The organism is Solwaraspora sp. WMMD937, from assembly GCF_029581175.1.
Classification (GTDB): domain Bacteria; phylum Actinomycetota; class Actinomycetes; order Mycobacteriales; family Micromonosporaceae; genus Micromonospora_E.
The window spans coordinates 3,319,722-3,340,237 of the sequence record NZ_CP120738.1; the positions used below are offsets into that span (position 1 = coordinate 3,319,722).

The 20,516-nt window shown below is 72.7% G+C and carries 19 protein-coding genes and 2 tRNA genes; 12 read left to right on the top strand and 9 right to left on the bottom strand.

Annotation, left to right across the window (positions count from 1 at the left end):
• Nucleotides 1–7 precede the first annotated feature (7 nt).
• From O7621_RS14470 to O7621_RS14480, 3 genes are all read left to right on the top strand, one after another.
• Nucleotides 8–1,228, top strand: coding sequence for a nitroreductase family protein (locus O7621_RS14470; RefSeq protein WP_282229768.1), 1,221 nt, complete (start codon nucleotides 8–10; stop codon nucleotides 1,226–1,228).
• Entirely contained in the window at nucleotides 1,225–3,048 is a 1,824-nt protein-coding gene (locus O7621_RS14475; RefSeq protein WP_282229769.1) for a thiopeptide-type bacteriocin biosynthesis protein, read from the top strand. Before O7621_RS14470 ends, O7621_RS14475 begins: the two co-directional genes overlap by 4 nt.
• Before the next feature lie 71 nt (nucleotides 3,049–3,119).
• A complete protein-coding gene (locus O7621_RS14480) occupies nucleotides 3,120–3,539 on the top strand; it encodes a winged helix-turn-helix domain-containing protein (RefSeq protein WP_282229770.1) in 420 nt (139 codons plus the stop codon).
• Here the strand turns inward: O7621_RS14480 and O7621_RS14485 are convergent.
• Together O7621_RS14485 and O7621_RS14490 are read right to left on the bottom strand one after the other, a co-directional pair.
• Complete coding sequence (locus O7621_RS14485; RefSeq protein WP_282229771.1) at nucleotides 3,516–4,877, bottom strand: radical SAM protein; 1,362 nt, start codon at nucleotides 4,875–4,877, stop codon at nucleotides 3,516–3,518. The two genes, O7621_RS14480 and O7621_RS14485, sit on opposite strands and share 24 nt — an antisense overlap.
• A gap of 138 nt (nucleotides 4,878–5,015) precedes the next feature.
• A complete protein-coding gene (locus O7621_RS14490; RefSeq protein WP_282229772.1) occupies nucleotides 5,016–5,207 on the bottom strand; it encodes a hypothetical protein in 192 nt (63 codons plus the stop codon).
• Nucleotides 5,208–5,421: 214 nt separating this feature from the next.
• On the opposite strand from O7621_RS14490, the gene O7621_RS14495 reads away from it, so the two are divergent.
• Nucleotides 5,422–6,015, top strand: a complete 594-nt coding sequence (locus tag O7621_RS14495; RefSeq protein ID WP_282229773.1) for a transcriptional regulator — start codon at nucleotides 5,422–5,424, stop codon at nucleotides 6,013–6,015.
• A 49-nt stretch (nucleotides 6,016–6,064) separates the two neighbouring features.
• On the opposite strand, the gene O7621_RS14500 is transcribed toward O7621_RS14495, so the two are convergent.
• Entirely contained in the window at nucleotides 6,065–7,264 is a 1,200-nt protein-coding gene (locus O7621_RS14500) for a hypothetical protein (protein WP_282229774.1), read from the bottom strand.
• A 198-nt stretch (nucleotides 7,265–7,462) separates the two neighbouring features.
• Here O7621_RS14500 and O7621_RS14505 point away from each other — a divergent pair, with 198 nt between their 5' ends.
• From O7621_RS14505 to O7621_RS14515, 3 genes are all read left to right on the top strand, one after another.
• Nucleotides 7,463–8,266 carry a fumarylacetoacetate hydrolase family protein gene (locus tag O7621_RS14505; protein ID WP_123600448.1) on the top strand — a complete coding sequence of 268 codons (804 nt, stop codon included), beginning with the start codon at nucleotides 7,463–7,465 and terminating at the stop codon, nucleotides 8,264–8,266.
• A gap of 78 nt (nucleotides 8,267–8,344) precedes the next feature.
• Nucleotides 8,345–8,419 (top strand) — tRNA-Gln (locus O7621_RS14510).
• A gap of 112 nt (nucleotides 8,420–8,531) precedes the next feature.
• Nucleotides 8,532–8,604 (top strand) — tRNA-Glu (locus O7621_RS14515).
• Nucleotides 8,605–8,760: 156 nt separating this feature from the next.
• Here O7621_RS14515 and O7621_RS14520 read toward each other — a convergent pair.
• Nucleotides 8,761–9,447 (bottom strand): IclR family transcriptional regulator, encoded by a 687-nt coding sequence (locus O7621_RS14520; RefSeq protein WP_123600449.1) that lies wholly within the window; start codon nucleotides 9,445–9,447, stop codon nucleotides 8,761–8,763.
• Between the two features lie 49 nt (nucleotides 9,448–9,496).
• Here O7621_RS14520 and leuC point away from each other — a divergent pair, with 49 nt between their 5' ends.
• The 3 genes from leuC to O7621_RS14535 all read left to right on the top strand — a co-directional run bounded on the left by leuC (nucleotide 9,497) and on the right by O7621_RS14535 (nucleotide 12,476).
• A complete protein-coding gene (gene leuC, locus O7621_RS14525) occupies nucleotides 9,497–10,954 on the top strand; it encodes a 3-isopropylmalate dehydratase large subunit (protein ID WP_282229775.1) in 1,458 nt (485 codons plus the stop codon).
• A gap of 37 nt (nucleotides 10,955–10,991) precedes the next feature.
• Nucleotides 10,992–11,579 (top strand): 3-isopropylmalate dehydratase small subunit, encoded by a 588-nt coding sequence (gene leuD / locus O7621_RS14530; protein WP_282229776.1) that lies wholly within the window; start codon nucleotides 10,992–10,994, stop codon nucleotides 11,577–11,579.
• Nucleotides 11,580–11,816: 237 nt separating this feature from the next.
• A complete protein-coding gene (locus O7621_RS14535) occupies nucleotides 11,817–12,476 on the top strand; it encodes an HU family DNA-binding protein (protein ID WP_282229777.1) in 660 nt (219 codons plus the stop codon).
• Nucleotides 12,477–12,565: 89 nt separating this feature from the next.
• Here O7621_RS14535 and O7621_RS14540 read toward each other — a convergent pair whose 3' ends face one another.
• The 5 genes from O7621_RS14540 to cofC form a co-directional block, all read right to left on the bottom strand.
• Nucleotides 12,566–13,468, bottom strand: a complete 903-nt coding sequence (locus O7621_RS14540; RefSeq protein ID WP_282229778.1) for an NUDIX hydrolase — start codon at nucleotides 13,466–13,468, stop codon at nucleotides 12,566–12,568.
• Entirely contained in the window at nucleotides 13,456–14,985 is a 1,530-nt protein-coding gene (locus O7621_RS14545) for a CYTH and CHAD domain-containing protein (RefSeq protein ID WP_282229779.1), read from the bottom strand. Before O7621_RS14545 ends, O7621_RS14540 begins: the two co-directional genes overlap by 13 nt.
• 83 nt (nucleotides 14,986–15,068) lie before the next feature.
• Nucleotides 15,069–17,216, bottom strand: a complete 2,148-nt coding sequence (locus O7621_RS14550) for an RNA degradosome polyphosphate kinase (RefSeq protein ID WP_282234597.1) — start codon at nucleotides 17,214–17,216, stop codon at nucleotides 15,069–15,071.
• 474 nt (nucleotides 17,217–17,690) lie between these two features.
• Nucleotides 17,691–17,888 (bottom strand): cold-shock protein, encoded by a 198-nt coding sequence (locus O7621_RS14555; protein WP_123600457.1) that lies wholly within the window; start codon nucleotides 17,886–17,888, stop codon nucleotides 17,691–17,693.
• Between the two features lies 1 nt (nucleotide 17,889).
• Nucleotides 17,890–18,621, bottom strand: coding sequence for a 2-phospho-L-lactate guanylyltransferase (cofC, locus tag O7621_RS14560; RefSeq protein WP_282229780.1), 732 nt, complete (start codon nucleotides 18,619–18,621; stop codon nucleotides 17,890–17,892).
• A gap of 136 nt (nucleotides 18,622–18,757) precedes the next feature.
• On the opposite strand from cofC, the gene O7621_RS14565 reads away from it, so the two are divergent.
• On the top strand, nucleotides 18,758–19,498 hold the full coding sequence (locus O7621_RS14565) for a lysophospholipid acyltransferase family protein (protein WP_281553849.1): 741 nt from the start codon (nucleotides 18,758–18,760) through the stop codon (nucleotides 19,496–19,498).
• Entirely contained in the window at nucleotides 19,495–20,499 is a 1,005-nt protein-coding gene (locus tag O7621_RS14570) for an NAD(P)H-dependent glycerol-3-phosphate dehydrogenase (protein ID WP_282229781.1), read from the top strand. The genes O7621_RS14565 and O7621_RS14570 overlap by 4 nt, the downstream gene beginning before the upstream one ends.
• The last annotated feature ends 17 nt before the right edge of the window (nucleotides 20,500–20,516 follow it).

A 20,516-nucleotide genomic window follows, 5' to 3' on the forward strand; every position in this document is an offset into this window, starting at 1 on the left:
GTCGGCCATGTCGTCCAGTCAGCTCACCGCCAGTCAGCTCACCGCCACGCTCGCTGAGGTGTACGCGCACGGCCCCGGCAAGGATGTCCGGCCCGCGCCGGCGCCGCCGTACCGTCGCCGGCCCACCGATCCGGCCGTGCCGTTCGCCGAGCTGGCAGCGGTCGCCGGACCGACCGGTGCCCGGCTGGTCCGGACGCTCGGTGCGGCGCTGGCGCCGCGCCGGTTCGAGCCGTGGAACGGCTTCAACGAGCACCGGGCGTACCCGTCGCCCCGGGCGGCGCACCTGGTCGACGTGCTGCTGCGGCACGATGGCCTCGACTGGCTCGTCGACCCGGTCCGCGAACTGCTGTATCCGACGTCCGCTGAGTCGCTCGTCGCAGCGCCGGACGGGTCGGTCGAGCTGGTGCTGCGGGAGCAGCCGACGCGGATGCCGGCCGGCTACGGCCGGCTCGCCGAGGCGCTGGCCGCGCTGGAGGCCGGTCACGTCGCCGGCGCGCTCGCCGAGGCCGCCGCCGGCCACGGACTGCGGTATGCCGTCGGTACTGCCACCACCACCAGTGGGCCGTGGCTCACCGTCACGCTTGGACCGTCGACCATGCCCACCTGGTCACGGCACCGGCTGCGGGCAGTACGCAGCTCCGGGCTCAGCCCACGCGGGTTCGGCGCGGACCCCCGGCCGATGCCGACGGAGGCGTTCGAGCGGCTGGTCGCCGCCGCGTACCGACCGCCGGCCGGGTCTCCGGTGACCGGGGTGCGCCTGCGGCACACCGTCGCGGTCGGCAACGTCGCCGGCCGGACGGCCGGCTGGTACCACCTCGATCCGGCCGCGACCGGCCGACCCGGGGCTGCTGCGCCGCGGCCGACCCGGCCGGGTGACGCGACCGGGCAGGTGCAGCGGGCGTACAGCTATCCGCGTACCGAGGTCGATGTCGCCGGCATGCCGCTGGCCTGGCTGGTCAGCGCGGACGTGCCGGCCGCCGTCCGCACCGGCGGCCCGGCGGCGTACCGGCGGCTGCTGCACGCGGCCGGTGCCGCCGCCCAGCACGTCGGCACCGCCGCCGCCGAGGCCGGGCTGTTCTGCCGGCCGGTACGCGCGGTGCGGGAGGCCGCCGCCGAGGCGGCCGCCGGTCTGCCCGCCGGGCACGACCTGATCTACCTGTTGTTGATCGGCCGGTCACGGGTGCGTGACTTCGCCTACGACCTGAGCAACCCGGAGGTGTCGCCGTGACCGCCCCGACCATCACCGCCACCACCACCCGCACCTGGGTGGGACTGCACTGTTTCGCCTACTGGTCGCCGGCCGACCTGGACACCTTCCTGGCGGTGACCGTGGCGCCGCTGCTGGCCCGGCTGCGCGCCGACGGGGCGATCGCCGACTGGTTCTACATCCGCTACTGGGAGGGCGGGCCGCATCTGCGGATCCGAGTTCGGGACCCGCTGCCGGGCGTCGGCGACCGGTTGCGGGTGGAGCTGGCCGAGCTCGCCGGTCAGGCACCGTACGAGGTGTTCACCATGGACAGTGGAAGCTACTACCGGCGGTTGGGCGGCAGCGCCGCCCGGTCGGCCGCCGGCTGGCACGGCCACGGCGACGTCCGGGAGATCCCGTACCGGCCGGAGACCGCCCGGTACGGCGGACCGCAGGCGCTGCCGGTCGCCGAGGAGGTCTTCTGCCGGTCCAGCGAGATCGCCGCCCGGATCGTCGGCGCGGTCCCGCCCGGCCCGGCCCGGTTGTCCGTCGCTGCCGAGCTGGCCACCGCCACCGCCGCCGCGTTGGGCCTGGACGAGTTGGGTGCCGCCCGGTGGCTGCGCGGCCACGCCGCCGGTTGGCGGTGGCAGAACGAGGTGGCGATGCTGCCGGCCGCGGCGGTGCAGGGGCAGGCCGCCCGGGTGCTGGCCAGCCAGGGCGCCGCGCTGCGCCGCCGGTGGGACCGGACCGTGGCCCGGGTCGACGCGCAGCGTACAGCGGCCGGGGCTGCCCGCGATGACGCGCAGCGTACCGACGCCGCGGCGGACCTGGCGGGGGAGCGGTCACCGGCCGGGTACTGGGCGCAGGTCGTCCGGGCCGCCCGCGACGCGTTGGAGGGGCCGGCCGGCGCCGGCCCGGCCGACCAGCGGTGGCGCTGGGTGTGGGGCTCCCAGCTGCACATGCTGTTCAACCGACTGGGCATCCTGCCGGACGAGGAGCGGTCGGTGTGCTGGCTGGTCGCCGGGACCGCGCTGGCGCCGGGCGGGCCCACGGACTTCTTCGCCGACGGCGCGGCGGCCGCCGACCGCCGCTACCACGAGGCGAGCAAGTTCCTGCCGGGGATGTTGCAGACGCAGAGGCCGCGCGAGGCCGTCCCGGAACGGAGCGGGACCCCGTTCCGGTTCGGCGGCCGGCCGGTTCCTCTGCCCGCCGGGGACCCGCCGCGTGCCGCGCTCGCTGATGTGCTGCGCCGGCGGGTCTCCGGTCGGGGGCGGCTGACCGGGCCGGTCACCGCCGAGCAGCTGGGCACCCTGGTGTGGAGCGCGCACGGGGTGACCCACCGCAGCCAGGTGCCGCTGCCCAACGGGGAGCTGTACGACTACGCCCACCGCCCGTACCCGAGCGCCGGCGCGGCGTACGCGGCGCGGATGCGGCTGATCGTGCGCGACGTCGCCGGTGTCGCCCCCGGCGCGTACCACGTGGACGACCTCGACCGGCAGTTGTGGCGGCTCGGCCCGGCCCCGTCGGTGCCGGAGCTGGAGGCGGCGTCGATGTGGTTCGGGGCGGACGCCCTCGACGTCGGCGGGATCGAGCTGGCCGAGGTGCCGGCCCTGCTCGGCCTCTACGTGCAGCTGGGGGAGCTGCGGGAACGCTACGGGATGCGGGCGCTGCGGTTCGCGGTGGCGGAGGCGGGTCACCTGGCGCAGGCGCTGTCGATGGTGGCGGCGGCGAGCGGGCTGGCGCTCGGCATGATCGGCGGCTTCTACGACGACGTCGCCCACGAACTGCTCGGCCTGGACGGCATCGACGACGTGTTGGTCTACCTGCTGCCGGTGGGTCGCCTGCCGGGAGGTGCGCGGTGAGCCCCCGACCCGCAGATGGTGTCAGGTCCACAGACGGTGCAGCCCCCGACCGTCAGGGAACGTCGGGGGCTGTGTCCAGTGTGCCACGGCAACCGGGGTCCGCGCGACCGCCCGGCGGTACCGGTCCGCCGACCCCGGCGGTACGGGTGATCGAGGGCGTCAATCAGCTGCGTGCCGTCGCCGATCCGATCCGGTTGCGGGTGCTCGCGGTGCTCACCACCGAGCCGGACCGGGCGCTGTCCGCCCGCCAGTTGGCCCACCAGTTGGGCATCACCTTCAGCCTGATGCATTACCACCTGCGGGTGCTGTCGGACGAGGGGATGATCCGGGTGGTCAACCAGCGGACCGACCAGGGCCGGGCGGAGCGGTACTTCCAGGCCGCGCAGTTGGCGCTGCGCTGGGACTTCCCGCCGGCCGACCGGGCAGGTGACGACATCGCGCCAGCGAACCGGGCCGGCGACGGCGGGTCAGACGGGAAGCAGGCCGGATGAGCGGACGAACAGGTCGATCCGGCCGGCCAGGTTCTCTTTCATCGGCGGGCACGGTGCGGTGCCCTCCCGCCACAGTTTCGGGCAGGCGCCGCCGCATACCGGCAGGATCGGGCAGCCCTGGCAGCCGGTCTCGCCGGCGCGCAGCCCGGTGTACCAGTCGTCGAACTGGCCGGTCGGTCGCAGCCGGTCGACCGGTGCCCGGTCCACGGTGTCCAGATGCTGTTCGGTGAAGCCGGGCACCAGCGGCTGCTCGGTGCAGGAGTAGATCCGCCCGTCCGGGGCGATCACCTCGCTGTGCCGGGAGACGGCGGTGCACACCACCCGTACCGGGTGGGTGGGCAGCAGCCGGCAGTGCAGTCCGGCGGTGAGGTAGGCGGCGTACCAGCGCAGTTCGGTCTCGGCGGCCTGCTGCCGGCGCAGCCGTACCTCGCTGACGTCGTTGCCCCACGAGTGGACCGGCGCCGGGTAGAACCGGATTCGGGGGTCGGCGAGGCCGGCGTCGCGCATCGCTGCGGCGAACTCGTCGGCCCGGTCGGCGTTGTGCCGGCCGATGTTGGTCCGTACGGTCACCTGCAGCCCGGCCAGCTCCGGATCGGTGAGCACGGTCCGCAGCGCGGCGGTGATGCGGTGGAAGGAACTCTGTCTACTCTTCAACGGCCGGGCGGTGTCGTGTACCTCCGCCGGTCCGTCGACTGTGATCTCCATCCGGTCGATCCGGCAGTCCAGATGCAGGGTACGCAGCTTGCGGGCGTCGAGCAGGGCACCGTTGGTGACCAGCATCGCCGAGTAGCCGACCCGGTGCCGGGCCGCGGCGGCCACGAACCGGGCGGACAGCGAGCGGAGTACGGCGTACCCCATCAGGGGTTCGCCGCCGAACCACCGCACCACCACGGTGTCGTGCTCGCCGCTGGCCATGGCGTGTTCGACCCGGGCGGCGATGGCGTCGCGGTGCCGGGTCGGCCGGGTGGCCGGGGTGTCCCGACGGTGCTCCTGCCCGCAGTAGTCGCAGCCCATGTTGCAGTAGCCGGTCGGCATCAGCACGAACTGCCGGTGCCGGGTGTCGTCGGCCGCCTGCGCGCCGGCGTCGATCGTCGCGGCGGTTTCGTCGGTGTCGGCGGGCACCAGCAGGCCGAGTTCGGCGAGCCGGGCCTGTTCGTCGGCGGGCAGGCCGGCCGGGCCGGGGCCGTCCAGGAGGGTCCGCACGGTGTCGGTGTCGAGCAGGAGGGTACGGGCCCGTCCGGTGTGGAACACGGCGCGCAGTTGCCGGCCGGACGGGTGCCGGTAGGTGGTCGGGCTGAACACGAGGTAGCGGCTGAGCACGAGGTCGGGCTGGGCCATGAGGGGCCTTTCGGAGGTCTCGACGAGTGGCTACCGAGGGCTACCAGGGTGGTGGAGTGGGCGGCGGTCGACTGTGGGGTGCAACGTCGCCGGACCCGGAGCGGTCGCTCCGGGTCCGGTGCTGGTGAGAGCTGCGGGTCAGCTGAAGGCGCAGGCGAAGTTGACGCTGGAGCCGTCGTCACGCAGGCCGGTGCCGTCGGTGGGCAGCTCGAAGACGACCATGCTCTGGCTGGGTGTCTCGTCCGGCTGCTGGGCTTCTGCGGCGGCCTGGGTGGCCGGGGCGGCGATGGCGATCGCGGCGACGACGGCGAAGAAGGGGTTGGTGGGCACGGTCGACCTCCGGAAGGGGAGCGGGGGTGGCGAAGGAAGTGGTGGCGCAGGTGGGGTGACGCGGGCAGGTGGGGGTGGTGCCGGCCCGCGTGGTGAGTCGGTGGGATCGGGGGTGATACGATCTTGCTTACGTTCAAAATAAGCTGAGCGACGGACGTAAGTCAATCGTCGGGGTAGAATCAACCGTGGAACGTTGGTTGAACGGAGGTCTGCGGTGACTGAGCTGATGTCCAGCCGGGTGATCGAGGACGTGGCTACCCTCAAGGCGCTCGCCGACCCCATCCGGATGCGGGTGCTGGAGCTCGCGATGTCCGAGCCCGAGCGGACCTGGACCGCCAAGGAGCTGGCGAAGATCGTGGGCGTCGCGCCCACCAAGATCTACTACCACATCAACCAGCTGGAACAGCACCAGCTGCTGCGCATCCGGGACACCCGGGTGGTCAACGGCATCATCGAGAAACAGTACGGTGCCGGCCAGCTCAACCTGACCTTCCACCGTCGCTCCGGCGAGGAACCCAGCTCGGTGCACGAGGTCGTGGTCACCCTGCTGGACCAGATCAAGGACGAGATCGAGGCCGGACTCAACGCCGGCACCATCTCCGGCAGCAGCGAGGCGCCGGACCCGGTCCGGATGATGCTCAGCCGGGGGGTCGCCGAGATCCCCGCGGACCGGATCGCCGAGTTCCGTCACGAGTTGCAGGCCCTGATGCGGCGGTTCGAGCAGGCCGGTGTCCCCCGGGACGGCACCACCACCGGCGGGCACCGGTTCGCGATGCTGGTCGGCATGCACCCGCTCGGGCTGTCCTGACCCGGCTGCCGGGTTCACCCCGTCAGGCCGGGCCACCACGGTCCGGCTGTCAGGTCCACCGTACGGCGACCCCGGCGGAGAACGCGCCGCTACGCAGCTCCAACCGGTCCGGGATCAGCTCGCCGCTGACCGTGAAGGCCAGCGGGACCAGCATCCGACCCCCGGGTGGCACCGGCTCGGCGAAGACGTCCCGACCACCGTTCTCCTGCCGGGTCGCCGCCTCGTCCACCCCGACCCAGTCACCGGTCGGCAGATACGCCCGCTGCAGTGGCCCGTACCAGAACTGTTCGGTGTCGCTGCGGTTGCGCAGCCCGATTGTGGCGACACACCGTCGATCCTGCCTCCGCCCGTCAGCCGGCGCGCAGGCCATCCGGAAGACGGTGAACTCGAAGGCGGCCTCGGTCAGCAGCACTCCGAATCCGCCGGCCGGTGGCGCACCGATCCACCCACTGGGCGCCTGGTTGGCCCGGTCCAGCACCTCGCTGCCGTAGCTGGCCACGCGTACCGCCGCCACCGCCAGCCCGGTCAGCATCGCCAGCAGCAGGCCGAACACCAGCGGCGTCGCCGGGCGCCAGCGGCGCTTCGGGGCGGCCGGCACCGCCGCCGGCAACCGCACCCGCCGCCCGACCGGGGTGACGACCCGGCGTCGGTCGACCCGGCGCTCCCGCAGCCGGCGGCGCCACCCGTACCCGATCATCGCCACCACGACGAGTGCCGTCAGCCCGCCGATCAGCGGCGTCGACGGGCGCTGCCACCAGGCCGAGTCCGCCGCCTCGATGCCGGCCGTCGGGGTCCACCGGGCGCTCGCGCAGTCGTACGGCCGCGCGGTGTCCCGCTCGTACGCGCAGACCGGGAAGGTCTGCGCGGTGCCGGCACCGCCCGGCCGGAACGACGCGGTGACCGTTTGCCCGCTGTTCGCCGGCAGGCTCAACTGCCAGGTGATCTCCGAGGCGTCGACCCGGCCGCCGGCGCCGACCGTGGCCACCGAGGTGGTGGTCGGTACGGCCATCCGCAGGGTGACGTCGACCGGGGACACCGTACGGTTGACCGCCTCGACCCGGTAGGTCGCCGCGCTCTGCCCGATCTCGTTGATCGTCACCGCGACCAGCTCCTGCCCCTCGGCCCATGCCGAAGCAGCCCTCTCGGCCCGTGCCGGTGCCGCGCCCGGTGCCAGGATCCCCCCGCCGGCCACCAGAACGGCGCCGAACAGCCAGGCTCGCAGCGCGTGTCGCCACCATGACATAACCATCTCGATTCCGCCCCCCGACCCGAACGGTAGGCCGGTACCGGCCGTCCAGTCGGTAAAGCGCGGTTCCGCACACCTGATCCGGTGACCGGTGCTAGATTTCCGCCCCTTGTCGCGCCCGTTGTCGCCCTCGTCGTGACCGTTGTCGCCCTTTGCCGTGACCGTCGGGGTGGTGCAGGCGCGGGACGATACATTGACCGGGTGCGTATCGCTCGTTTCGCCCATGGCAAGGGAATGTCGTTCGGGGTCGTCGAGGGGGAGCCGGGAGCCGGCCCCGAGGCGTTGACCGTCGCCGAGGTCGACGGCCACCCGTTCGGCAAGCTGACCTTCACGTCGCAGCGCTGGGCGCTGGCCGACGTCCGGCTGCTGTCGCCGATCCTGCCCAGCAAGGTGGTGTGCGTCGGGCGCAACTACGCCGACCACGCCGCCGAACACGGTGCCGAGGTGCCGGCCGAGCCGTTGCTGTTCCTCAAGCCGTCGACCTCGGTGATCGGTCCACGGGACGCGATCCGGCTGCCCGCCCAGTCCCGGCAGGTGGAGCACGAGGCGGAGCTCGCCGTGGTGATCGGACCGCCCGGTGCCCGGCGCGCCGACCGGGCCGCCGCCGAGCGGGCGATCTTCGGCTACACCTGCGCCAACGATGTCACCGCCCGGGACCTGCAACGGTCGGACGGCCAGTGGACCAGGGCGAAGGGCTTCGACTCGTTCTGCCCGATCGGCCCGTGGATCGTCACCGGGTTGGACGTCACCGACCTGGAGGTCCGCTGCGAGGTGGGTCCGAAGCCGGACGAGATGGACGTACGGCAGCTGGGCCGGACCAAGCAGATGGTCTTCGACGTGCCGACCCTGGTGTCGTACGTGTCACACGTGATGACGCTGCTGCCCGGTGACGTGATCTTGACCGGGACGCCGGCCGGGGTGAGCGAGCTGACCGCGGGCGACACGGTGTCGGTCCGGATCGAGGGCATCGGTGAGCTGGCCAACCCGGTGGTCGCGGCGGACTGAGGCAAACCGCTGCGGTATCCCGATTTGGCGCGCACCATGGGGTCAGGTAGAGTTCTGTCCCGGTGCGGCGAGCACCGATGGGGTATGGGGTAATTGGCAGCCCGACTGATTCTGGTTCAGTTAGTCTAGGTTCGAGTCCTGGTACCCCAGCCACCGACGCCGGAAGGCTCCAGATGGCGTCGGGGTGCTGGTCTCTGTTAGAGTTCGGCACCGTGTCCAACAGGACACAGCAGTACGAAACGGTAGTTTGCACCAGGAAAGTTCTGGCCCCGTCGTCTAGCGGCCCAGGACGCCGCCCTCTCAAGGCGGTAGCGCCGGTTCGAATCCGGTCGGGGCTACAGCGCTCAAGGCGCCCTCCTCAACGAGGGCGCCTTTTTCGTCGGCGGGTCACCGTCCGTCGCTGACCATCATGCCCGACCTGGCCCGGCCTGCGCCGAGTTATCCGAAAACTGGGCCTGCTCAGAGCACGGCGGGGCGCGGAGCCAATGCCCGGTTCAGAGCCCGGAGAGCCGTTGACCGGCGCGGACCACGGCCATGGCGTGCCGCTCACCCGGCCGGCGGCCGAGCCGCTCGATCGGGCCGGAGACGCTGACCGAAGCGATCACCCGGCCGGTGCGGTCCCGGATCGGTGCGGAGACACTGGCCACCCCGGCCTCCCGCTCGGCGACGCTCTGCGCCCAGCCGCGGCGGCGCACCTCGGCGAGCGTACGGCCGGTGAACTTGCAGCGGGGCAGCAGCGGCATGACGGCCTCGGGCGGCTCCCAGGCCAGCAGGATCTGGGCGGCGGACCCGGCGGTCATCGGCAGCACCGAGCCGACCGGCACGGTGTCGCGCAGGCCACTGGCCCGCTCGGCGGCGGCGACGCAGATCCGCTCGTCCGCCCGGCGCAGGTACAGTTGTGCGCTCTCGCCGGTGGCGTCGCGCAGCGCGGCCAGCAGCGGCTCGGCGGCGGTCAGCAGCACGTCGGGCGCGGCGTTGGCCAGCTCGCCCAGCCGGGGGCCGGGCCGCCACCGCCCCTGGGTGTCCCGGACCAGCATCCGGTGGATCTCCAGGGCCTGCGCCAACCGGTGCGCGGTGGCCCGGGGCAGTTTGGTCCGGTCGACGAGTTCGGCCAGGCTGGCGCCGTCCACGCAGGCCGCGAGGATCACCACCGCCTTGTCGAGAACGCCGACACCGCTCATACTGTGTCCCACAAGCCGAAACATACCTCCCAGAATTTAGGATGTCCAGATGGTGGGAGCCACTTCGAAGCCGACATCGCCCAGGACCCTGGCCGAGAAGGTCTGGGACGCGCACGTGGTGCGATCCGCCACGGGCGAGCCGGACCTGCTCTACATCGACCTGCACCTGCTGCACGAGGTCACCAGCCCGCAGGCCTTCGACGGGCTGCGGATGGCCGGCCGGCCGGTGCGCCGGACCGATCTGACCCTCGCCACCGAGGATCACAACACCCCGACCGGGTACGCCGACCCGGCGTTCAACAGCCGGCGCGGCGACCTGCTGACCATCAGCGACCCGACATCGCGCACCCAGATCGAGACGCTGCGCCGCAACTGCGCCGAGTTCGGCATCAAGCTGCACGCCCTGGGCGACGACAACCAGGGCATCGTGCACGTCATCGGCCCGCAGCTGGGTCTGACCCAGCCCGGCATGACGATCGTCTGTGGCGACTCGCACACCGCGACCCACGGCGCGTTCGGGGCGCTCGCCTTCGGTATCGGCACCAGCGAGGTCGAGCACGTCCTGGCCACCCAGACGCTGCCGCAGTCCCGGCCGAAGACGATGGCGGTCACCGTCACCGGCGAACTCGGCCCGGGGGTCACCGCCAAGGACCTGGTGCTGGCGCTGATCACCAAGGTCGGCACCGGCGGTGGTCGCGGCTACGTGGTCGAGTACCGGGGCGAGGCGATCCGCCGGCTCTCCATGGAGGGTCGGATGACGGTGGCGAACATGTCCATCGAGTGGGGTGCCAAGGCGGGCATGGTGGCGCCGGACGAGACCACCTTCGCCTACCTCAAGGGCCGGCCGAACGCGCCGCAGGGCGCCGACTGGGACGCCGCCGTGGCGTACTGGTCCAGTCTGGCCACCGACGAGGGGGCGACGTTCGACGCCGAGGTGATCCTGGACGCCAGCGAGATCACGCCGTTCGTGACCTGGGGCACCAACCCCGGGCAGGGCGCCGCGCTGAGCGCCGCCGTGCCCGACCCGGAGCAGTTCGACACCGACGCGGAGCGGGTCGCCGCCCGCCGGGCGCTGGAGTACATGGACCTGCGGCCGGGCACCGCGCTGCGTGACGTGCCGGTCGACGTGGTCTTCGTCGGCTCCTGCACCAACGGCCGGCTTGAGGACCTGCGGGCCGCCGCCGACGTGCTGCGCGGGCGCAAGGTCGCCGACGGGGTACGGATGCTCGTGGTGCCCGGGTCGGCCAAGGTACGGGAGGCGGCCGAGAACGAAGGGCTGGACAAGGTCTTCGCCGACGCCGGTGCCGAGTGGCGCTTCGCCGGCTGCTCGATGTGCCTGGGCATGAACCCGGACACGCTCAAGCCGGGGGAGCGCTCCGCCTCCACCTCCAACCGCAACTTCGAGGGCCGGCAGGGCCGGGGCGGGCGTACCCACCTGGTGTCGCCGCCGGTGGCCGCCGCCACCGCCGTGGTGGGCCGGCTGGCCGCGCCGGCGGACCTCAACTGACCGCCGCTGGACACGCACCACGAGACGGGATCACGACATGGACAAGTTCACCGTGCACACCGGGACCGCCGTCCCGCTGCGCCGATCTAATGTAGATACCGATCAGATCATCCCGGCGGTGTACCTCAAGCGGGTCACCCGGACCGGCTTCGCCGACGGTCTGTTCAATGCCTGGCGAGAGGATCCGGGATTCGTTCTGAACAATCCTTCGTATTCCGGAGCATCCATTCTCGTCGCTGGCCCAGAGTTCGGCACCGGGTCATCGCGTGAACACGCGGTGTGGGCGCTACGGGACTGGGGCTTCCGGGCCGTGCTGTCCCCCCGCTTCGGCGACATCTTCCGCGGCAACGCGCTCAAGGAAGGTCTGCTGCCGGTCGAGTTGGAAATGCCCGCCATTGAGGAATTGTGGTCGCTGGTCGAAGCCGACCCGGCCGCAGCGGTGACCGTCGACCTGGCCACCCGGGAGGTCAGGGCAGGTGCCTCCGGCTGGTCGTTCCCGATCGACGACTTCAGCCGGTGGCGGCTGATGGAGGGATTGGATGACATTGGACTGACCCTGCGTCACGAGTCGGCCATCACCGAGTACGAGCGCGGGCGGTTGTCGTTCAAGCCCGTCGTGGCATAGCGCACAACCGCCGAGCCGGCCCCTTCCCAACGGGTTCCCGACGCCGATTCCGCCCCCATCCGGTGGCCCACCAACCGTCCGGCTATACCAACCGGTCGGCTCCGGCCACCGGTTGGGGGCGAATCCGTTACGACACAAGGACTTTTTTCCGGCAGATGTTTGTGTCCTGCCGGTACAGGGCATACCGTGCGCGCAGAATGGCTCGTTGAGTCCAGTTGCACATACGGGAGGGAACTCGTGAACAAGGCAGAGCTCATCGATGCGCTCGCTGCTCGCCTGGGAGACCGCAAGACGGCGACGACGGCGCTCGACGCCGTCTTGGCCGAGGTTCAGTCGGCGGTCACCAAGGGCGACCGGGTGGGTATCACCGGCTTCGGGGTGTTCGAGAAGCGCGTCCGCGCGGCTCGAACAGCGCGCAACCCGCGTACCGGCGAGTCGGTGAAGGTCAAGAAGACCTCGGTGCCGGTCTTCCGGCCCGGCGCGGGCTTCAAGGACATGGTGGCCAGCGGCAAGGCGCCGAAGGCCACCGCGGCGAAGTCGACCGCGGCGAAGTCCACGGCGGCGAAGTCCACGGCGGCCAAGAGCACCGCCCGTGGCGCGGCGAAGGCCACCGGTACGGCCGCCAAGTCGACCGCCACCAAGGCACCGGCGAAGCGGGCGGCCGGCGGCACGACGAAGAAGACCGCCGCCGCCAAGACCACCCGGTCCGCGGCGTCCGCGCCGGCCAAGAAGTCCACGGCCAAGAAGACCACCGCGACCCGGTCCACCGCGACCCGGTCCACCGCGGCCAAGTCGACGGCGGCCAAGTCGACCGGGGCCAAGTCGACGGCGGCGAAGAAGTCGCCGGCGAAGAAGGCCCCGGCGCGCAAGTCCACCGCCCGTAAAACCACCCGCTGAGCCGTCCGGTCACACCGGCCGGACACCACCAGCGCGAAGGCGCCCACCGCGTACCGGCGGTGGGCGCCTTCGTACATGCGACAGAGCCGCTAGAGCCGGTCCGCGCCGACCAGCCGCTCCCCGGCGAACGACAACAACCAGCCGCCGCCCTTCGCGGTACGGTGATCCGCCGCCGCCCGCCGGGTCAGCACCGTCAACGCGGCCGGGATCACCTTGCCCTGACTGCACACCGCAGCCGGCGTACCGGCCGCCGCCAGCTCGGTCAGCCGGCCCGCCGCCGCCAACGCGTTCTCGTCCGGCTGCTGGCCGGCGGCCGGCTCGTCGAACACCGACTCCACTTCGACCGGCAGATCCAGCGCCTGCGCCAGCGGGGCGACCGTCTGCACACACCGCCGGGGCGACGCCGACAGCACCCGACGCGGCCCGGTCAGCACCAGCAACGCCGCCAACGCCTGCGCCTGCCGCAGCCCGGCGGTGTCCAACGGGCGGGCGCTGTCCGGACCCGGCCAGGTGTCCCGGCTGCCGGCGTGCGCGTGCCGCACCAGGGTGAGCGTCGCGGTCACCGGCGGCAGCTGCGCGAATCCGTGCAACACCCCGACGTCGTGCCGGTACGTCAACCGCTGCCGCGCCTGCGCCAACGGCAGCCAGCACAGCTCGTCGACCTCGTCGGCGGCGTCGACCGGCACCGGCACCGGCCCGGTCGACGCCTCCACCGCCCGCATCGACCAGTAGTCGACGACCTTCAGGTTGCCGTCCGGCATGGTGTAACGGATCGACGGCAGCCGCACCTGCGGCACCGCCCGGATCCCGGTCTCCTCACCGACCTCCCGGACCGCCGCCGCCAACGGATGCTCCGCCGGCTCCAGTTTGCCCTTCGGCAGCGACCAGTCGTCGTGCCGGGGCCGGTGCACCAGACACACCTGCACCGCCCCGGTGTCGTCGGTGCGCCACACCACCCCGCCGGCGGCCCGGACCTCGGTCACGGCAGCCACTTCGTCCGCTGCCCCGCCGACGCCCGATCCCAGGCGGCGGCGAACTCGGCCCGCGCCGCGCGGATCGCGGCCCGCTCCCGTTCAACCAGCCGGCCGACGGTCACCGCCAACTCGTGGTCGTCCGGATGCTCGGCCAGCACCCCCTGCCAGGTCTCGGCGGCCACCGCCGCGTCCTGGTGCTCACCGAGCAGGTTCTGCACCTTCGACAACGCCTTCGCCAGCTTCGCCGCGCCACCACCGATCACCGGTGCCACCGCGTCCACCGCGTACCGGGCCTTCTTGCCGTTGATCCGCACCGCGTGCCAGCGCTCGTCGGAGGCGTCCAGGGTCAGATCGGCGGCACCGTCCACACCGCTGCCGCCGTACGCCAGCCGGCGCCACGGCTTCGCCACCAGCCGGGGCAGCACCTCGGTCGCCGGGCCGGCCGCCGCCGGGGTCAGTCGCGGCTCCCGGGCCGCCTGCACCAGCATCTCCACCAGGGCAACGTACCGGTCCGAGCGCAGCGCCGCGTCCACCTCGGCCAGTGCCGTGGCCTGCCGGTCGGCGAGCGTCGCGTCGATCAGCTCGACCGCCGCCGACGGCAGCGGCGCCAACGGGTCCGCCCCGGCGGTACGCCGCAACCGGTCCCGCAGCACCTCGGCGTCGCGGGCACCGCCGAGCACCCCGGCGACCCACTTCAGCTCGTCGCGCAGCGCACCCGCCCACTCGCGGTCCACCAACGCCCGGAAGGTCCGCAGGTCGCTGCGCAGCCGCCTGCAGCCCACCCGCATCTGGTGCACGGCGGTGTCGTCGTCGCCGACCGGAGCGTGCAGCCGCACCAGCGGGTCGTGCGCCAGGATCCGGGCGACGCCGTCGCGGACCGCCCGGGTGACCACGTCGGCGGCGGTCGGCCCGTCCGGCAGGTCCTCGACCGCCGGCAGCTCCGCCGGACCGGCGGCGGCCGCACCCAACGCCCGTACGTGCTTCGGGGTGAACCCGCCGGCGGTTGCCCCCGCCGCGACCAGATCGGCCTCGACCCGGTCCAGCAGCGACCGCTTGGCGGCCTTCAGCTCGACCTCCACTTCGCGGAACCGCGACCGGACCGTCTTGCCGTCCAACACCGACACCGCGTCGTCGGCCAGCTCCACCAGCAGCGCGTCATCGGCGTCGCGCAACTCCAGCACCGTGCGTACCGTGCGCACCGTCGCGGCCGGCGTCAGCTCCACCCCCCGCGAGTACGCGGTGACCAGCCACACCAGCTCCGTCGGTGGCTTGCCGCGCTTACCGGACCGGCTGATCTCGTGCCGTACGCCGGGCGCGTCGGCGGGCAGCTTCACCGTCCACGGCTTCGAGTCGCCCACCCGGTGGCGCAGCGACACCCCCGCGCGGGCCAGCCGCAGATCCGGGGTGTCGTAGTAGGTGGCGGTCAGCTTCACCGCCGGCTGCTGCACCAGCCGGCCACCGTCCGGCAGACAGCCGGACAGGTCCGGCACGGTGAAACCCGGCTCGACCTCGTACTTACGTTCCTCCTCCACCATCGGGCCAGCCTAGCGCCGCCTGCCCGGGGCCGCCGCTGCCGACGGGGTGCCGCCGGCCCGCCGACGGCCGGAGACAGCAGGAGCTATTTGCCGGTGCCGATGAATCGTCGGAGCAGCCGCTCCTGCAGATGCACCAGCGGCCGCTCGTCGGTCGACCGGTGCCGGCTCCAGGTGCCGTCCGGGTGCAGCTCGAACGACTCGCAGTCCGGGCTGAACGCGTCGCTCATCAGCTGGTCCAGCTCGGCGCGGGCCACCGGGTCGGTCACCTGCACCAGCGCCTCCACCCGGCGGTCCAGGTTGCGGTGCATCAGGTCGGAGGAGCCGATCCAGAACTCGACGTCGCCGTCGTTGCCGAACCGGAACACCCGGGAATGCTCCAGGAACCGGCCGAGGATCGACCGGACCCGGATGTTGTCCGACAACCCCGGCACCCCGGGCCGCAGCGTGCACATCCCCCGGATCAGCAGATCCACCTGTACGCCGGCCTGCGACGCCCGGTACAGCGCGTCCACCAGCTCCTCGTCGACCAGCGAGTTCACCTTGATCTGCACCAGCCCGCCCCGGCCCTCGCGGACATGGGCGACCTCCCGCCCGATCCGCTCGATCAGCCCGCTGCGCACCCCGTGCGGGGCGACCAGCAGCCGCCGGTACGCGGTCTGCCGGCTGTAGCCGGTCAACACGTTGAACAGGTCGGTCAGGTCAGCGCCGACCTCCGGGTCGGCGGTCAGCATGCCGAAGTCCTCGTACAGCCTGGCCGTCTTCGGGTGGTAGTTGCCGGTGCCGATGTGGCAGTAGCGGCGGATCTGGTTGCCTTCCTGGCGTACCACCAGGGCGGTCTTGCAGTGGGTCTTCAGCCCGACCAGGCCGTACACGACGTGACAGCCGGCCCGTTCCAGCATCCGCGCCCAGCCGATGTTGGCCTGCTCGTCGAACCGGGCCTTCACCTCGACCAGCACCACCACCTGCTTGCCGGCGGCGGCCGCCTCGATCAGCGCGTCGACGATCGGCGAGTCGCCGCTGGTGCGGTACAGCGTCTGCTTGATCGCCAGGACGAGCGGGTCGGCCGCCGCCTGCTCGATGAACCGTTGCACACTGGTGGAGAACGAGTGGTACGGGTGGTGCACCAGGATGTCGCCGTCGCGCAGGGTGGCGAAGACGCTGCGCGGCACCTCGCCCTCGACCAGCCGCGGATGGGTGGCCGGCACGAACGGGCGGTCCTTGAGGTCCGGCCGGTCGGAGCTCTCGTAGACCTGCCACAACGCGGACAGGTCCAGCAGCCCCGGCACCCGCAGCACGTCGTGGCTGTCCATGTCCAGCTCGCGGACCAGCAGGTCGAGCATGTGGTCGGAGATGGAGGCAGCGACCTCCAGCCGCACCGGCGGGCCGAACCGACGCTGGGCGAGCTCCCGCTCCAGCGACTGCAGCAGATCCTCGTCGCGGTCCTCGTCGACTTCGAAGTCGGCGTTGCGGGTCACCCGGAACAGGTGGCACTCCACCACCTGCATTCCGGAGAACAGCTGGCCGAGCTGGGCGGCGATCAGATCCTCGACCGGCAGGAACCGGGCACCCAGCCCTTCCTGGCTGACCACCACGAACCGGGGCACGTTGTTCGGCACCTTGATCCGGGCGAACAGCTCCGGACCGCCGTCGGGGTCACGGACCGCGACGGCCAGGTTCAACGACCGGCTGGAGATGTACGGGAACGGGTGCGCCGGGTCGACGGCCAGCGGGGTCAGCACCGGGAAGATGTGCTCGCGGAAGTAGGTGCGCAGCCCTTCCCGCTCACCGGTGCTCAGATCGCTCCACCGGATCAGGTGGATGCCCTCGGCGGCCAGCCGGGGCCGGACCTCCTCGGTGAAGCAGCGGGCGTGCCGGGCGACCAGGCCGGCGGTCTTCGCCGCGATCAGCTCCAGCTGGGTACGCAGCGGCAGCCGGTCGCCGCCGCGTACCGGCAGCCCGGCCTGCAGCCGGCGTTTCAGTCCGGCGATGCGGACCATGAAGAACTCGTCGAGGTTGCTGGCGAAGATGGCCAGGAACTTGGCCCGCTCCAGCAGCGGCGTCTGCGGGTCCTCGGCCAGCTCGATCACCCGGGCGTTGAAGTCGAGCCAGGACAGCTCCCGGTTGAGGAACCGGTCGTCGGGCAGCGGCTGGCGGGCCAGCGTTGCCGGCTCGTCCGGGTCGGCCGGTTCGGCGGTGTCCGACACCGGGTTGGCCGGGTCGGGGGCCTGCAGCGGCAGCGGCGTGGCCGGTGCGTCGGTCGCGGACTCGGCCACCGCCTGCGGCGCCGGCTCGGTGGTCTCCGGCGCGGCTACCGCCTCCGGCCCAGCGGTCTCCGGTGCCGCCTGTGGCGCCGCGTCCGGCGCCGCCTTGGTGCGTCGGCGGGCGGTGCCGCCGGCTGACTTGCGGGCGCTGCCGGCCGTGGATCTCCGGGCGGTGCCGGGCGTCGACTTGCGGGCCGTGCCGGCCGATGCCTGGCGGGCGGTGCCGTTCGACGACTGACGGCGGGCCGGCCGTGGCGTCGCGGTCGCGCCGCTGTCGGCTGCGGGCTGGTCGGCGGCAGACTGGCCGGTGCCGGCGGGCTGGTCAGCGGTGGGCTGGTCGGCTGCGCGGCGCGGACGGGCGGCGGCGCGCCTGGAGGGGGCGGGCGTCACCCGGTAATCATGACCTGATCACGGTGAACTTGGCATGAATTCGCCCGGCTCGAGCTAGCCGAATGTGGGCAACGTAACGCGGTTGACGTGCCCGGACTCGTCACGCTCGATGCGTACCCGCTGACCCAGCCGCAGCAGCCGCAACCCGGAAGCGTCGAACGCGGCCGCCGGGAACGCCAGCTCCGCCCCGTCGTCGAGCAGCACCGTGCCGCTACGGGTCGCCGGATCGAAGGTCGCCACCGTGCCCTGCATCTCAGCTCACCGACCTCTGCCGCATGTCAGCACGGTACCCGCTGGCGTACAGCGCGGCGGTGTGCCGACCCAGGCCGAGCCGGGCCGCGTCGGTGAGATCGGCGGCGGTGTCCACGTCGCGGCGCAGCGTCGGCCAGTCCCCGCCGCGCCGGACGGCACCCGACCGTTGATGCCGTACCGCCGATCCGGCGCCGAAACCCGGCCGCAGCGCGGTGCCGATGGCGGCCGCCAGCAGCACCGTGCCGGTGCCGGCGGCGTCCGGCACGAACCAGCGGCGGGCCCTGGTGCCTGCGGTGTCGACGGCGCTGGCGGTGCCGGTGCCGGTGTCGAGGGCGGCGGCCAGCTCCGCCGGCCGCAACGCCGGCAGGTCCGCGGTCAACGCGGCGACCGGCCGGCTGCCGCCGACCGTCGCGGCCCCGTGCGCCACCGCCGCGTTCAGCCCGCTCACCTCCGGTGCCCCGAGGTCTGGGGCGGCTAGGTCTGGGGCGGCGAGCTCCGGGTCGGCGACGGTACGGGCCCCGAGCGCGCCCAACGCGGCGGTGGCCGCCGGATCCGAGGTGACCACCACCACCTCGGCGACCAGCGGGCAGGCCAGCGCGGCGGCGACGGTGTCGCGGGCCAGGGCCAGCGCCAGCTCCTCATGCGGTACGCCGTCGAGCGCGCCCCGCAGCCGGCTCTTCGCCACCGCGAGCCGCTTGACCGGCAGCACCACCGACCAGGTCGCGTTCCGCACCGCTCCATCCTGCCGGCTGGGCTCGCATTGGCTCTGGCCGGGTCGGACAGGGCATGATTCGCTGCGTCGGTCGGCAAGACGGCGGTCGGGTGCGGTGACCCGGTGGTGGCCAGGGTGCGGTGACGAGGAGGATTGGGTGGCGCGGCGGAAACTGGGCTTCTGGCGACGCTTCATCGTGATGGTGGTCAAACCGACCCTGCTCGTATGGACGAAGCGGAACTGGTCCGGGATGCAGCACATTCCCGGCACCGGTGGGGTGATCGTCGTCGCCAACCACATGTCGCACGCCGACCCGATGGTCATCGGTCACTTCCTCTACGAGACGGGCCGCTGGCCCCGGTTCCTCGGCAAGGCCAGCCTGTTCACCATCCCGGTCATCGGGCGCTGGCTGCTCAAGGTGAAGCAGATCCCGGTGCACCGGGGCAGCGTCGACGCGATCAAGTCGCTGGAGGCGGCGATCGTCGGCGTCGACGAAGGCGGCGCGGTGGTGATCTACCCGGAGGGGACCACCACCCGCGAGCCGGACCTGTGGCCGATGCGCGGCAAGACCGGCGCGGCCCGCCTGGCGTTGACCACCGGTGCCCCGGTCGTGCCGGTGGCGATGTGGGGTCCGCAGCAGATGTACGACCCGCGGACCGGGAAACTGAACCTGCTGCCCGGCCGGAAGGTGACCGTCGTCGCCGGTGAACCTCTCGACCTGAGCAGATGGGCCGGGGTCGAGCCGACCCGGGCGGTGCTGGAGGAGATCACCGAGACCATCATGCTGCGACTGCGGGACATGGTCGCCGAGATTCGGGGCGGCGAGGCCCCGCCGCTGTACACCCCGAGTGCCCGCCGCAACAACCGGACCACCGGCGCCCCGGAGCCGGGACAGTGACCGGGACCGGCCGGGCCGTCGTCCTGGGCGCCGGCTCGTGGGGGACCGCGTACGCCAAGGTGCTCGCCGACGCCGGGGCCGACGTGGTCCTCTGGGCCCGGCGCGAGCAGGTCGCCGCCGCGATCCGCGAGTACGGCACCAACCCCGACTACCTGCCGGCGGTGCGGCTGCCCGACCGGGTCACCGCCACCAGCGACGCCGCCGAGGCGATCAAGGGCGCGGGGCTGGTCGTGCTCGCCGTACCGTCGCAGACGCTGCGCGGCAACCTGGGCGACTGGGTCGCGCACATCGGCCCCGACGCGACCCTGGTCAGCCTGATGAAAGGGATCGAACTCGGCACCACCAAGCGGATGAGCGAGGTGATCGTCGAGACCACCGGGGTCGGCCCGGACCGGGTCGTGGTGGTCTCCGGCCCCAACCTGGCCGCCGAGATCGCCGCCGAGCAGCCGGCCGCCAGCGTCGTCGCCGGCACCGACACCGCGCGCACCGCCGCCGTGCAGCGGGCGATGCTCACCGGCTACCTGCGGCCGTACACCAACGACGACGTGATCGGCTGCGAGCTGGGCGGGGCCGTGAAGAACGTGATCGCCCTGGCGTACGGCATCGCCACCGCGATGCGCCTCGGTGACAACACCAAGGCCACCCTGATCACCCGGGGGCTGGCCGAGACGGCCCGGCTGGGGGTGGCGCTCGGCGCCGACCCGCTGACCTTCTCCGGGCTGGCCGGCCTCGGTGACCTGGTCGCCACCTGCTCGTCGCCGCTGTCGCGCAACCGGACGTTCGGCGAGCACCTGGGCCGGGGGGAGACCCTGGAACAGGCGCAGGCCGCCACCCGGCAGACCGCGGAAGGGGTCAAGAGCTGCCTGTCGATCCGGGACCTGGCCCGCGCGCACGGGGTGGAGATGCCGATCACCGAGCAGGTCGAGCGGATCTGCCACGAGGGCCTGGACCCGCGTACCGCGTTGACGCTGCTGATGACGCGGGCCACGAAACCGGAATAGGCTCTGCCGCCGGCCGG